This is a genomic window from Pseudomonas mendocina (assembly GCF_003008615.1).
Taxonomy (GTDB): Bacteria; Pseudomonadota; Gammaproteobacteria; order Pseudomonadales; family Pseudomonadaceae; genus Aquipseudomonas; species Aquipseudomonas mendocina_C.
Window position 1 is genome coordinate 4,360,296 of sequence record NZ_CP027657.1, and the last position, 13,001, is coordinate 4,373,296.

General features: G+C 63.0%; 10 protein-coding genes. 6 read left to right on the top strand and 4 right to left on the bottom strand.

Annotated features, from left to right (window positions below):
* Window positions 1–288 precede the first annotated feature (288 nt).
* A complete protein-coding gene (locus tag C7A17_RS20155) occupies window positions 289–1,116 on the top strand; it encodes a formyl transferase (protein ID WP_106739703.1) in 828 nt (275 codons plus the stop codon).
* Window positions 1,117–1,175: 59 nt separating this feature from the next.
* On the opposite strand, the gene pvdO is transcribed toward C7A17_RS20155, so the two are convergent.
* The 4 genes from pvdO to ggt all read right to left on the bottom strand — a co-directional run bounded on the left by pvdO (window position 1,176) and on the right by ggt (window position 6,571).
* On the bottom strand, window positions 1,176–2,042 hold the full coding sequence (gene pvdO, locus C7A17_RS20160) for a dihydropyoverdine dehydrogenase (RefSeq protein ID WP_106739706.1): 867 nt from the start codon (window positions 2,040–2,042) through the stop codon (window positions 1,176–1,178).
* 60 nt (window positions 2,043–2,102) lie between these two features.
* Window positions 2,103–3,443 carry a dipeptidase gene (locus C7A17_RS20165; protein WP_199796347.1) on the bottom strand — a complete coding sequence of 447 codons (1,341 nt, stop codon included), beginning with the start codon at window positions 3,441–3,443 and terminating at the stop codon, window positions 2,103–2,105.
* A gap of 202 nt (window positions 3,444–3,645) precedes the next feature.
* A complete protein-coding gene (locus tag C7A17_RS20170) occupies window positions 3,646–4,839 on the bottom strand; it encodes a hypothetical protein (RefSeq protein WP_106739708.1) in 1,194 nt (397 codons plus the stop codon).
* A gap of 40 nt (window positions 4,840–4,879) precedes the next feature.
* Entirely contained in the window at window positions 4,880–6,571 is a 1,692-nt protein-coding gene (gene ggt, locus C7A17_RS20175) for a gamma-glutamyltransferase (RefSeq protein ID WP_106739711.1), read from the bottom strand.
* Between the two features lie 181 nt (window positions 6,572–6,752).
* On the opposite strand from ggt, the gene pvdP reads away from it, so the two are divergent.
* From pvdP to C7A17_RS20200, 5 genes are all read left to right on the top strand, one after another.
* The gene (pvdP, locus tag C7A17_RS20180) at window positions 6,753–8,360 is read left to right on the top strand and encodes a pyoverdine maturation tyrosinase PvdP (RefSeq protein ID WP_158704692.1); all 1,608 of its coding nucleotides are present in this window, start codon (window positions 6,753–6,755) and stop codon (window positions 8,358–8,360) included.
* Between the two features lie 151 nt (window positions 8,361–8,511).
* Window positions 8,512–9,960: a UbiA family prenyltransferase gene (locus C7A17_RS20185; RefSeq protein WP_106739714.1), complete on the top strand. Its 1,449-nt coding sequence runs from the start codon at window positions 8,512–8,514 to the stop codon at window positions 9,958–9,960.
* Window positions 9,957–11,270, top strand: a complete 1,314-nt coding sequence (locus tag C7A17_RS20190) for an FAD-binding oxidoreductase (RefSeq protein ID WP_106739717.1) — start codon at window positions 9,957–9,959, stop codon at window positions 11,268–11,270. The genes C7A17_RS20185 and C7A17_RS20190 overlap by 4 nt, the downstream gene beginning before the upstream one ends.
* Complete coding sequence (locus C7A17_RS20195; protein WP_106739720.1) at window positions 11,267–12,007, top strand: SDR family oxidoreductase; 741 nt, start codon at window positions 11,267–11,269, stop codon at window positions 12,005–12,007. The genes C7A17_RS20190 and C7A17_RS20195 overlap by 4 nt, the downstream gene beginning before the upstream one ends.
* 22 nt (window positions 12,008–12,029) lie before the next feature.
* Complete coding sequence (locus tag C7A17_RS20200) at window positions 12,030–12,995, top strand: lysylphosphatidylglycerol synthase transmembrane domain-containing protein (protein WP_106739722.1); 966 nt, start codon at window positions 12,030–12,032, stop codon at window positions 12,993–12,995.
* The last annotated feature ends 6 nt before the right edge of the window (window positions 12,996–13,001 follow it).

Consider the following 13,001-nt stretch of genomic DNA (forward strand, 5'->3'; position numbering starts at 1 on the left):
GCGAGGCGAGAAGACGAGTCCATTGCGTTTGGCCGCGCCTCCACCAGGGTTCGGGGTGTGGCGATGAGCCTTGTGCGACAGCTGTCCTTGTTGAGAAACGCAGGGGCACGGAAGATATTTAGCGCTTTCGGGATGATCGACTGGCTTGCCGATAAATTCGTCCCCGGGTCGTTCGTTGCTCTTTCACGAGACCACGTATCCGGGAGATCGAACGATGCATCCGGATCGTGTGAGTACACGGGGTGCGCCTCCGCGCACGAAGCCAATCCACTCCCGGAAATGAAACACATGAAAAAGCGGAAACTCGCCTACGTCTGGTCACTGCGTAATGCCGCGGCCGACAGGGCAGGACAGTTCGTGCCCTACAAGGGTGAAGAGCGTTACATGAAATCCGTGCTGGAATCCCTCGTCGAAGGGTTGAACCAGACGCCGTTGGGAGAGCGCTATGAGTTGGTCGGCGTGATCTACGACGACGATGCTGGCTTGCCACGGGATCAGGACAAGATCAGGGACTATGGTTTCGCCTGTGGCAGTGGCAAGCACTGGTTCTATCCGGCCGATCTTGAGGTGTGCGGCAGGCGTGTGAACGACCTCCTGCTCAGTGTGCCCTCGACCTATCGTCAGCATGCACGAGGCAGTCACGAGCACATCGTGGGCAAGCGTGATTTCGAGCGTCGTCTGCACGATACGCTGGTCGAGATCGGGGCCGATATCGTGGTTCTGGACGGGCTGCTGGTGATCCTCGACGAATTGGTGCGCCCCGGTACGCCGTTTGCGCGCCGGATCATGAACATTCACCCAGGTATTACCCGTGAAGAGTCGCCCTACGAGCGCCGGGGGGCTTATGCCACGCTGGATGCGCTGTACGGTGCACGTGGTGAGAAGGTGGTGGACTGGACGACTCTGGAAAAAGTTTCGGTGGAGCCGCTGTACCGAACCGGGGCTTCGTTCCACTACGTGGACAACGGCATCGACTCCGGCGAGGTGTTCCATGATGTGCTGGGCACCGAGATATCACCGCAAGACACCATCCTTGAGCTGCGCTGGAACAACTTCAATAACAGCCTGTTCCCTGCTTTGCATCAGGGCCTGACGTTGTTGGCCGAGACGGCATGAGGCCAGCGTTGTGAAAAGGCCGGGGCGATGTAAATCGCCCCGGCCTTTCTCGTTGTGCCTCAGAGCTCCCGGGCAACACGGAAGCCGATCCAGTCGCCGCGAGTGTTCTTGTAGGCGTTGTTGCGGTTGCCTGAGCGGGAGAAGATCGGTGGCTCGCCCCAATCGTTGCCGCGGATCTGTGCCAGCTCGCACTGCGCGTCGTCGATCCAGGCACTGCCATCCACGGGCGCGCCTTCGTAGTTGTCATGCCAGCAGTCGGCTACCCACTCGTAGACGTTGCCATGCATGTCGTAGACGCCAAAGGCATTCGGTGGATAGCTGCCTACGGGAGAGCTGTAGGTGTAGCCGTCCTTGGGGCCATAGGTGTTGGCGTGCTGACTGATCTGGTACTCGCCTTCCTTGTCGAAGGGGAACGGGAAGGGGCCGCTGGAGCCGGCTCGTGCACCGTACTCGCGCTCGGCTTCGCTGAGCATCCGGTAGGTCTTGCCGGTCTTCTTCGACAACCACTGGGTGTAGGCCTGAACCTCATGGTAATCGACGCACACGGCGGGCTGCCGGGGGCCTTGCTCATAGCTCGGTTTGCCGGCTTCGCACCAGCGTCCGGGGCGTTCGTCGCCGCTCTTGATCAGCACGCCCGACTGTTTGATGTAGGCGTCGAGTTCAGCTGCAGTCACCTGGTAGCGGCTGATGGCGAAAGGTCTGGCGAGGGTCACGGTACGCAGCGGGCCCTCGTCATGTTGGCGGCCCACCTCGTCGTCGGGAGTGCCCATGATGAAGCTGCCAGCGGGCAGCACGACCATCTCGGGGCAGGTCTCGCAGTCCTTGAACACGGTTCCGGGAGCAGGTGGCTTCTGCGCCGCCTGGAGAGAGGAGGCCGCAGCCAGGCAGAGCAGCAGGAGACTTCCAAGGGGGTATTTGCAATGCATCTTGCTTGGTCCTTCATCGGGTAGGTGAGAGCGGGTCGTGAAGACGGCCTGGGTGCGGGTTCAGGGGTTCTCCGGCTTGGCTAGTGCCTGCACCGATTCCCAGACCCGCAGGAAGTTGCCGCCCCACAGCTTGGCGATGTCCTCGTCGGAGTAGCCGCGCTGGATCAGTTCGGCGGTGACGTTGCGTGTGTCGGCGACGCTCTCCCAGCCGATCACGCCGCCGCCATCGTTGAAATCGGAACTGATGCCCACGTGGTCGATGCCGATCTTTTTCACCGCATAGTCGATGCTGTCGCCGAGCTCTTTCAGCGTGGCGCGGGCATCGGCTTCCAGGATCGGATAGAGGCGGCTGGCATATTCGCCGAATCGTTGTTCCGGCCAGATGGAGAAAACCGAGTCGGCCGGCATGCTGGCCTGGGACAGGTTCTGTACCTCGGGCAGGTCGAACTCGGCACGCATGCGGTTGACCTTGTCGAGCGTGTCCCTGGAAAACGCCTTGAGCTGGGAGCTGAAACCGACGATATGCACCACACCTCCGCTATCGCGGATCAGGCGCAGCTCCTTGTCGGTCAGATTGCGTTGCAGATCCACCAGGCCGCGTACGCCGGAATGGGACGCGATGATCGGCGCACGGCTCAGTTCGACCGTCTGTTCGAGCGCCGTGGTGGACATCTGCGACACGTCGATGACCACGCCCAGGTCGTTGAGGCGCTGCACGGCCTGGCGGCCCAGCGGTGAGAGGCCGCCGTGCTCGTCGGGCGAATCGCCGAAGAACGGCATCGGTCGCGACGAGTCGGCCCAGGTGTTGTTGGCGACGTAGTTGAAACCGAAGATGCGCATGCCGCGTGCAGCCCAGTCGTCCAGCCGGGCAACGTCGTCGCCCAGTGGATAGGCATTGAGCATGCTGATGACGATGGTGAATTTGCCCTGGTGGGCCAGACGTCGGAAGTCGGCCGGGGTATAGGCAATGCCGGCGCGTTCGGGGAAGTCGCGGGCGATGCTGGTGATGATGCGGTAGCGGGTTTCCTGTTCATGCCGTGCCGCTTCGACGAAACCTGCAGTAGGGCGGTGAGGGCTGTTGGCGCCGGTCCAGAATTCGGGCCAGGCAAAGATGGTCAGTGCGGCGCCGCTCAGGCGGCCGCGCTCGGCCTTGACCAGGTCGAACTGCTCGGCTCCGTCGCGATCAGCTTCCGCACCTTCGCTGCCGAAGTGCAGTGGAATGTCCAGGTGAGCGTCGAACGAGAGAATACGATCCTGCAGCGCATTGGCTCGTTCGATGATCTCTTTCGGATACAGAGGCGTCTCGCGAATCAGGAACCACCAGGCCAGTGCCGCCCCGGCCAGGAGTGATAGCGACAGGATCGACAATGACCATTTCCACGTGGTGCGACTCGTACTCATGGGGCTCCCTTGTGCGTGGTTCTGCGCCGGCAGGGATGCCGGCGATTGTTGGGAGAACGAGCCGGATGGGGGGAAATTTACGGGCTGCTCTGCCCGGCAACGGTGATGTCTGTAACCATTCATGTGGCCCGGTGCAGAAGTGCCGGCCAGCCAGAATCACGCACCGCTGACGTTGTACGTATCGACACCACCAGGGGGCGCACTACAACGAATACAGCCAGTTGAGGTTCCTGTAGCTCAGATCCGACGTGAACGGGCCCAGCGCCAGGCCAAAGCCGATGGCGAGGATGACGAACCAGCGGTAGCGGTACACCACGTCGCCGATCACTCCGGCCAGTACCGGGTCGCGCATCAGCAGCGTCAGGGAAATGGCCGTGTTGCTCACGGCAATGCTCCACCAGCGCGTGTAGTCCGTTGCAATCAGGTACAGCGCCAGTGGCGATACCGAGCACAGCAGCAGAAAGGTTTCGTGGGATACCAGGCGGATATGGCTCGACAGGGCCTTGAGAATCCTGGCGCCGATGATGAATGTCGGAATCAGCCCGAACAGCATGTTCAGGTGATAGTTGAGGTAGAGAACGCTGAGCATGACGCTCGCCGTTTCCGACGAGTTGCCTTCCAGCGTATTGAACAGAATGCCGACCGCCTCGATGTCGATGGGCTGCGTGGATGCCAGAAGATGCTCGTAGTACCCCAGCAGGGATATCTTCGAGCTGGGGTTGCTGGTGCCGATGAAGATCACCTCGGCCAGCAGCAGGGCGAACACGATCGCGATCAAGGCGCTGTCGAGGCTCACCGCTTTCGGGCGGTGGGTGTAGAACCAGATTCCGATGAGCAATGGAACGAACATCACGAAGCTGGCTTCGTGGATTGGAATGACCAGGCCGCCGGCCAGCAGAACCGCAAATGCGCCGACCTTGGCCGGGCTCTTGAGGATCACGGCGATGCCGAGGATGGCGATCAGGTAGTTGATGTTGTCGAGAAAGCCCGCGGCCTGAGCGAAGTGCGGAATGATCAGCGGGTGGCAGATGAAGAACAGCGCCAGCAGAAAGGCGGCCGTGCTTTGCCTGCAATAGACGAGCGCCGAACGTGACAGCAGCCAGAACAGGGCGGCGCAGACTGCAAGGGCGAAGAGGAAGGCGCCGACCATATAGAACTCCGGGCTCGGCACGTAGCCGAATGCCTTGAGCAGGCCGCCGACCAGGCCTCTTCTGACCAGGCCGAAGTCATAGTTCAGCACCCACTGCGTATACACCCACTCATCGAAATGGTGTTCGTAGGAGGTGAAAAACACGACCACGAAGGTCAGGAGCAGGATGCCCAGCTTCTGCTTGTGGTGTTCCGAGTGTTCCTGATCCAGCCAGTGGCTGCCAGGTGATGGGGTTCCTGCTGACATGCGAGCTCTCCAGTGTTCTAGCGAAGGGAATTCCGGTGTGTCAGGGCTGTGCCGGTGAGATTTCTGTCGTGCCCATGCCCCGTGGGTCGCTGGCGCCTTCGATCTTTCCGGTGCGCTTGTGCCAGTGAATGGATTGCTGGTTGCCATAGCGTGCGACCTGCTCCAGTCGATAGCCGCGAGATGTCAGCTCGTCGCGTTCGGCCTCGCTGAATGCATCGGGCTCATGGCTGATGACATCGGGCAGGTACTGATGGTGGTAGCGCGGCAGGCTTACCCAGTGCGAGGCGGGGTCGCCCTGCAGATAAGACAGCAGTGAAATCAGGAGCATGCTGGGAATCTGGCTGCCCCCTGGCGTGCCGAATGTGATGAAGTCGCGGTCGGACTCCATGAAACTCGGCGCCATGCTGGAGACCGGGCGTTTGCCGCCAGCCAGCGCGTTCGCGGTGCTGCCCTGAACGCCGTAGGCATTGCTGCCAGCCACGTCGATGGCGAAGTCGTCCATTTCATTGTTCAGCAGGATGCCGGTGCCGGGAACGCTGAAGGCGGCGCCGAACATGCTGTTGAGCGAAAGGGTTGCGGCAACGGCGTTGCCTTGCGCATCGAGCACCGTGAAGTGAGTGGTGTGTTCGCCTTCACGCCAGGGTTGTGCCGCTGGCAGGCTGGCGCTGGGAGTGGCGCGGTCGGGGTCGATACCCTGCGCCTGCTGCCGCAGATAGTCCGCGGAAGTCAGTCGCTGCAGCGGCATCTCGACGAAGTCCGGATCGCCCAGTACGCCACGATCGCGATAGGCGCGGCGTAGCGCCTCCACCACGTAATGGGTGCGTTGAACGGTACCGGCCTCTTGCCAGGGCAGCGATTGCAGCATGCCGAGGCCCTGAAGCAGAACCAGACCACCGGCCGAAGGCGGCGGCGCGCTGATCAGTTCGCCGCCTTGCGGTAGCGGCCAGCGCAGCGGTTCCCGCTCGATGACCTGGTACTCGTTCAGATCCTGTAGCGTCCAGGTGCCGCCATGTTTTCGTACGCCATCCACCAGCTTGCTGGCCAGTTCGCCACCGTAGAAGCCGGCATGGCCATGCTCTGCCAGAAGCTGCAGGCTGGTCGCCAGTTGCGGATTTTTCATCCGTTGCCCCTTGGCGGGTATTTTTCCGTCGACGAGAAACAGCTGTGCGCTGCCCGGATCCTGCTGCATGGCTTGAAGTCGGTAGGACGCCCACTCCCGGTAGTGTTCGTCTATCTCGACGCCGCTGCGGGCGAGGCGGATAGCGGGCTCCAGGCTCGCAGCCAGTGGCAGGCGACCGTATCGTTCGGAGAGCCTGGCCATGGCGGCCGGCTGGCCTGGTATGGCGCTGGCCAGGGCGCCGTCGTACGACAGCTCGGGCTGTATCTTGCCGTCGCGCATGTACTGCTCCGGCTTGGCGCCTAGTGGGGCGCGTTCGCGCGCATCGAGGAAACGATACCGAGGCGTTTCTCCTGCCATGCGTAGCAGCAGGAAGCCGCCACCACCGAGCCCCGATCCGTAGGGCTCCACTACCGCCAGTACGCCGGCAATCGCCACGGCTGCATCGAAGGCGTTGCCGCCTGCCTCGATGATCTGGCGACCTGCTGCCGTGGCCAGAGGGTGCGGGGTGGTGATCACGTTCTGTCCGGGGGCGTCAGCCTGCGCTGCAGGCGCTAGAGCCAGTAGGCCGAGGGCCAGCACCGACCATTTGCGGATAACACGATTGCTGTTCATAGCGCTTTCTGTGGCCTCACCTTGTTTTGCTCGCAACGCGGTCAACTCAGGGGAGGACGAGCCAGGAGGCGAGGAATTTATGCTGGCGAGGGTTCTCGATACCGCAGGTGCATAAATTCCGCGGATGCACGTTCGTTCTTGGGGCATGCGCTCAAGAGAGCGGACAAGCGGATGGATACAGATGAAGTTTTCTCGGCGTGGCTTGCTGGCGGGGGCTGCGGCGGTGGCCGCCGCTGCGGGAGGGGTAGGCTTGCCCCTCGTGGGATACCGGCGCTATCAGGCTGCTGAAGAGGCTGCATTGGTCGAAGAGCCCACGATCGACCCGCCGACTCTCACGCAGAACCTGCTGGCCGGTCGTCTGGTTGGTATCTGGGATTTCCGCTTGCTCGACGGACAGGGAGACTTTGCCGATTTCGCCGGCGATGGGCTGGAGCTGTTGCTGGATGTCGGGCCTTCTGGGCGGGCAGTGCTTGGGCATCTCGGTCGCCGGCCCTTTCTCGAGGGAGGTTGCGAGCTGTTCGGTGACCTGGCGACCGACAAGGGTGCCAATCTGCGCTGGAAGCTGGTCGACAGCGCAGGGCAGGCCTATGAATGCACGGCGATCTTCGACGAGATCTGGGATGTCTGGAGTACCGGTGGGGGAGAAGCGACCCTCAGTGGCACGCTGCGCCGTCGCGGCTCTCAGGCGGGGAAATCGACGCAGCAAGCCGGGTTCCTGGCCAGGCGACGCCCCTTCATCGAGGCGCGAGAGCGACTGCCCTATCATCCGGAGCTGCACGCCTGGTTGATCTCTCCCGGGCATCGTCTGTTCCACCAGCTCTGGCATGCCAGTCGCGATCGTTGGCATCGCCTCGATGACGACCGTCGCCAATCGCTGCGAGGGCTGGACTGGCAGCCCGGGCCGCTGGGCAGGGAGCGTGATGCCCGAGGCAAGCACCGCCACCGCAATGGCTCCGGTGAGGATTTCCTGTTCATGCACCGGCAGATGCTGGGGCAGGCCCGCACCTATCAGCCCTTGCCTGCCTGGCGCCGCTTGCCGCCTCCCAGGCCTTTCATCGGTCATGGCATCCAGGCATTCGTGGATTACCTGGAAAACAAGGATGGCTATTCGGTGCCGCCAGCCTGGGAAATAGCAGGCGACGATGAATTCAATCAGTGGCTGCGGGATGTGAAGAGCAGTGAGGGTTTCTATGGCAATTTCCAGCTATGGGAGGCCCAGTACCAGAACCCGGATTACCTGGCCACCTTATGCCTGGGGGAGCTGGGCAGCCGTATCGAACTGGGCCTGCACGACTGGCTGCACATGTGCTGGGCATCGGTGGGGCGTGACCCGAACAGCCACTACCCGATGCTCTCTGATCGAGCGCCCAACGACTTTTCCGAGCGCTGGTTCCGGCCGCAGAACGACTACCTCGCCGATGCCTTCTCGTCCCATGTGAACCCGGTGTTCTGGGCTTTCCATGGCTGGATCGATGACCGCATCGAGGACTGGTTCCAGGCACACGAACAGGCTCATCCGGGCGAGGTGCAGCGCCGTGAAATCGGCGGTGTGCCGTGGTTCGCCAAGGGGCGCTGGGTCGAGGTCGACGAGCCCTGGCTGGGGCCGGCGCAAGCCGGTTGCGGTGCCTGGGGGCGCGGCAACGGCGGGGGCGGTGGCGAGCTGGACATCGAGACCATGAAGCTGGCGCTGCATGTCATCCATGATGCCGACGAAGAGGCGCGGCGCCTGGCCGGTCGTATTCCTCGGCGGCCCTGGTACGGCCGCCACCTGCCGCCAGGGCCCAGGTAGGCGCGATGACCATCGAATAGGGCGGGTGCAACCCGCCAATAGCGATCTGGCGGGTTGCACCCGCCATACGAATTCGCGCTACAGGATGGCATCGGTAAAGAATTCGATAGCCGCATCGTTCATGAAGAGGGCATCCGAGCTGGGTTGCCGAATGCGCTCTCATGAGGACGGAAATGTGGCTGAACTCCCGCTGGTAATCGATCTGGACGGCACTCTGCTTCGCTCCGACATGCTGCACGAGGCCAGCCTGCGCTTCGCCAAGCGCAGTCCGTGGCGTGTCGCTTCGCTGTTCGGCTGGCTGGCGCGGGGCAAGGCCTACCTGAAGGAGCAACTGGCTCAGCAGACGCCGTTCGACGTGGAGCATCTGCCCTACAACCGGGAAGTAATCGAACTGATCGAACAGCATCGCTCACGCGGCACGCCTGTCGTGCTCGCAACGGCGGCGCATCGGCTACACGCGGAAAAGGTCGCTGACCATCTGCAGGTCTTTGATCGGGTGTTTGCCACGGAACATGACTGCAACCTCGGCGCCCAGGCCAAGCGCGACCTGCTGGTGCGCGAGTATGGCGAGAAGGGTTTCGACTACGTCGGCAATGCCCATGCCGATCTGTCCGTCTGGGCCTCGGCCAACCGCGCATACGTGGTACAGCCACATTCGGGGGTGGAGCGTCGTGCCAGGGCATTGGGCAACGTCGCGCAGGTTTTCAGAAGCGACGACAGTCTGCTGAAGAACTGGCTGAAAGCCCTGCGCTTGCACCAGTGGCTGAAGAACCTGCTGCTGTTCGTGCCGCTTTTTGCCGCCCATCTGGCGGCTGACCCATACAAGCTCATGCAGGTGGTCATCGCGTTCCTGCTGTTCGGCCTGTGTGCCTCCAGTGTGTACATCCTCAACGACCTGCTGGACATCGATGACGACCGGCGCCATCCGCGCAAGTGCAAGCGGCCTTTCGCCGCCGGCAAGCTGTCCATCCGTTCAGGGTTGCTGGTTTTCCCAGTTCTGCTGGCGGCGGCCTTCATCGGGGCCTGGCTATGGCTGCCGCCACTGTTCGGCATGGCGATGCTGACCTACTACCTGCTCACGCTGGCCTATTCCCTGGGGCTGAAACGGATCATGGCGGTCGATGTCATCACCCTGGGCCTGCTGTACACCCTGCGCATCATCGCCGGTGCCCTGGTGCTTGGTCTGCAGCCGACCTTCTGGATGCTGGCGTTCTCCCTGTTCATCTTCCTCAGCCTGGCGCTGATCAAGCGTTTCGCGGAGCTGCGCGAAGCCCGCGATCTGGGCAAGACCGGTCTGGCCTCGGGAAGAGGTTACTTCCCTGCCGATCTGGAGATGATTTCCTCTATCGGTACCACCTCCGGTTACCTCGCCGTGCTGGTTCTGGCGTTGTATATCCAGGAAATCTCCCACTCCGCGCTCTACCGCTATCCGGTGATTCTCTGGCTGGCCTGTCCCTTGCTCCTGTTCTGGGTCAGCAGAACCTGGTTCCTCACTCACCGTGGCCTGATGCATGACGACCCGGTGGTATTCGCCGCGAAGGATCGCATCAGCCTGATCACCGGAGGCCTGTTCGCGCTGGTCTTCTGGTTCGCCACATGAAGTCGCTCGGCTCCTGGGGACGCTACCCGTACTACCCGCAGCAGCCGATTGCCTGCCACTGGCGGCAGGAGGTCGTGGATCAGGTACTGGCCTGGCGCGGGCAGCAGGCCGTCGGGCTACCCTATGGCAATGGCCGCAGTTATGGCGACAGCTGCCTGGCCAGCAGTGGCCAGGTGCTGTACATGCGTCCGCTGGCGCGTTTCATCGAGGTCGACTGGCAGCAGGGGCTGGTCACGGTGGAGGCGGGCATGACCCTTGGCGAACTGCTTCAGCACAGCATCGCCAGGGGCTGGTTCCTGCCGGTCACGCCGGGCACTCGTCTGGCCACCGTAGGTGGGGCGATCGCCAACGACGTACACGGCAAGAATCATCATGTGCAGGGCACTTTCGGCCGCCATGTCGAAGGGCTGTCGCTGGTTCGCAGCGACCTGGGCTCTCTGCATTGCAGCCCACTGGAGAACACCGAGCTGTTCAATGCGACGGTGGGCGGGCTGGGGCTGACGGGCGTCATCGTCACCGCGACGCTGCGCCTGCGACGTATCGCATCGAGCAAGATTCGCCTGCAGCAGGTTCGCTTCGCCAACCTACGTGAATACTTCGCCATCAGCGGCGAGCTGGACGCCCGTCATGAATACAACGTCGCCTGGGTGGATTGCCTCGCGCCCGGTGCTAGCCTCGGGCGAGGCGTGTTCCTGGCAGGCGATCATCATGACCGGGCGCCGTGCTGGCCCAGGCCGGTCACCTCGCTACGTGTTCCCTTCACGCCGCCGTTGCCGCTGTTCAACAAGTTGACGCTCAAGGCGCTCAACGGCTTGTACTTCCGTGGCAAAGGTACTCGCCCGGAGCGTTTGCAGGACTACGACGCCTTCTTCTATCCCCTGGACGGCGTGCAGGAATGGAACCGAATCTACGGCCCTCGGGGCTTCCAGCAGTATCAGTGCGTCATCCCGCCTGCCGCTGCCGAAGACGCCATGGGCGAGTTGCTGTCGACCGTCCGCCAGCACAACGAAGGCTCGTTTCTCGCGGTGCTGAAGAACTGCGGGGACATTCCCTCGCCGGGACTGTTGTCCTTTCCCATGGCCGGCGTGTCCCTGGCACTGGACTTCCCCCAGCGAGGAGCGGCGACGCAGCGACTTTTCGACAGGCTCGACTGCATCGTGCGCGAGGCTGGCGGGCGGCTTTACCCGGCCAAGGATGCACACATGAGCGGCGATGACTTCCGCGCGGCGTATCCCGCCTGGGAGCGCCTGGAACATCTGCGCGACCCGGCCCTGCTTTCCCGATTCTGGCAACGAGTGACCCAGCTATGAGCAATATCCTGATCATCGGCGGCACCTCCGCGATCGCCACCGCCTGCGCCCGCCTGTGGGCGCAACGACATGGCCGCTTCATGCTGGTCGGCCGCAACCCGGAAAAACTGCAACAGACCGAAGCCGATCTGCTGGCACGTGGCGCCAGTGAGGTGCAGATGCATGTGCTGGATCTGGATGATCTCGACGGCCATGCGGCGATGCTCGACAACGCCCAGCAGTTCCTGCGCAGGATCGACATCGCCCTGATCGCACATGGCAGCCTGCCGGATCAGCAGGCCTGCGAGAGCGATGCCGCCCAGGCCGTACAGGCCTTCACCCGCAACGGCCTCAATGTGATCGCGCTGCTTACCCGGCTGGGCAACCTGATGGAGGCCCAGGGCAGCGGCAGCATCGCGGTGATTTCCTCGGTGGCTGGTGACCGTGGCCGGCCCAGCAACTATCTGTACGGCAGCGCCAAGGCGGCGGTCAGCGTGTTCTGCAGCGGCCTGCGCGCTCGGTTGTTCAAGTCGGGTGTTCACCTGCTGACGGTCAAGCCCGGCTTCGTCGACACTCCGATGACGCAGGGGCTGGCGCTGCCAGGTCTGTTGCTGGCCCGGCCGGATCGGGTCGCTGTAGATATCGTCCGGGCGCTGCACAAGCGTCGCTCGACGCTCTATACGCCCTGGTTCTGGGCGCCGATCATGATGGTCATCAAGTCCATACCCGAGTTCGTCTTCAAGCGGCTTTCGCTGTGAGTCGGCCGTGAACGAGGCGCCCATGGAAAGCCCTGCGTCGGCTGACGAGAAACGCAGTTGGGCCTATCGCGCTGCGATCTATTCCACTCTCCTGTCAGTGCTGGGCTATCTGGCCTTTTCGCTCTGGGGCGGGTGGCGGGAGGTCGTTGATGCCCTGGGCCGGGTTGGTCTGGCCGGCTTGTCGTTCGCCCTGGGCATGTCACTGCTCAACTATCTGTTGCGGTTCCTGCGCTGGCAGAGTTACCTGGGCGCGTTGGAGCACGTGTTGGCCTGGCGGGCCAGCTTCGCCATCTACCTGGCCGGGTTCGCTCTGTCGGCCACACCGGGAAAGATTGGCGAAACCATCCGCAGCGGGTTGCTCAAGCGCCACGGCGTGCCTTACAGCAGAAGCCTGGCGGCCCTGCTCAGCGAGCGGCTTTCCGATCTGCTGGCGATCACCGCGCTGGCAGCCATCGGCCTTGGTCACCACCCGCAGACCCGGACTGTGGCCATGGCAGGACTGCTCATTATCCTGATCACCCTGTTTCTGCTGTCCCAGCATCGTCTGCTCGGACGGGCATTGCACTGGCTCGACGCTCGGCGTGGTCGGGCAGTGGAATTGCTGCGCCATGCGCTGACCATGCTGCTGGATGCCCGTCGCTGCCATTCGCCCAGACTGCTGATCAGCGGCTCATCCTTGAGCCTGGCCGGCTGGGGAGCGGAAGCACTCGCCTTCCACTTTCTATTGCAGTGGCTTGGGGCCGATGTGTCGCTGGCGTTTTCCGTCTTCGTCTACGCGGCGTCCACCCTGGCCGGGGCGCTCAGCTTCATGCCCGGCGGGCTGGGCGGTACGGAAGCGGTGATGGTCGCCTTGCTGCTGGCCAACGGTATTGCGCAGGGCGATGCCATCGCCGTCACCCTGGTCATCCGTCTGACCACCCTGTGGTTCGCTGTCGGTATCGGTGCGGTCGCCTTGAGTCGCATGGGCGCGGCAAGAAAAGCGGGGTAGGGTGTC

What these genes read in the sequence shown, in the direction of transcription:
- C7A17_RS20155 (WP_106739703.1), top strand. Translation starts at nt 289, where the DNA reads ATGAAAAAGCGGAAACTCGCCTACGTCTGGTCACTGCGTAATGCCGCG.
- pvdO (WP_106739706.1), bottom strand. Translation starts at nt 2,042, where the DNA reads ATGCATTGCAAATACCCCCTTGGAAGTCTCCTGCTGCTCTGCCTGGCT.
- C7A17_RS20165 (WP_199796347.1), bottom strand. Translation starts at nt 3,443, where the DNA reads ATGAGTACGAGTCGCACCACGTGGAAATGGTCATTGTCGATCCTGTCG.
- C7A17_RS20170 (WP_106739708.1), bottom strand. Translation starts at nt 4,839, where the DNA reads ATGTCAGCAGGAACCCCATCACCTGGCAGCCACTGGCTGGATCAGGAA.
- ggt (WP_106739711.1), bottom strand. Translation starts at nt 6,571, where the DNA reads ATGAACAGCAATCGTGTTATCCGCAAATGGTCGGTGCTGGCCCTCGGC.
- pvdP (WP_158704692.1), top strand. Translation starts at nt 6,753, where the DNA reads ATGAAGTTTTCTCGGCGTGGCTTGCTGGCGGGGGCTGCGGCGGTGGCC.
- C7A17_RS20185 (WP_106739714.1), top strand. Translation starts at nt 8,512, where the DNA reads ATGCGCTCTCATGAGGACGGAAATGTGGCTGAACTCCCGCTGGTAATC.
- C7A17_RS20190 (WP_106739717.1), top strand. Translation starts at nt 9,957, where the DNA reads ATGAAGTCGCTCGGCTCCTGGGGACGCTACCCGTACTACCCGCAGCAG.
- C7A17_RS20195 (WP_106739720.1), top strand. Translation starts at nt 11,267, where the DNA reads ATGAGCAATATCCTGATCATCGGCGGCACCTCCGCGATCGCCACCGCC.
- C7A17_RS20200 (WP_106739722.1), top strand. Translation starts at nt 12,030, where the DNA reads ATGGAAAGCCCTGCGTCGGCTGACGAGAAACGCAGTTGGGCCTATCGC.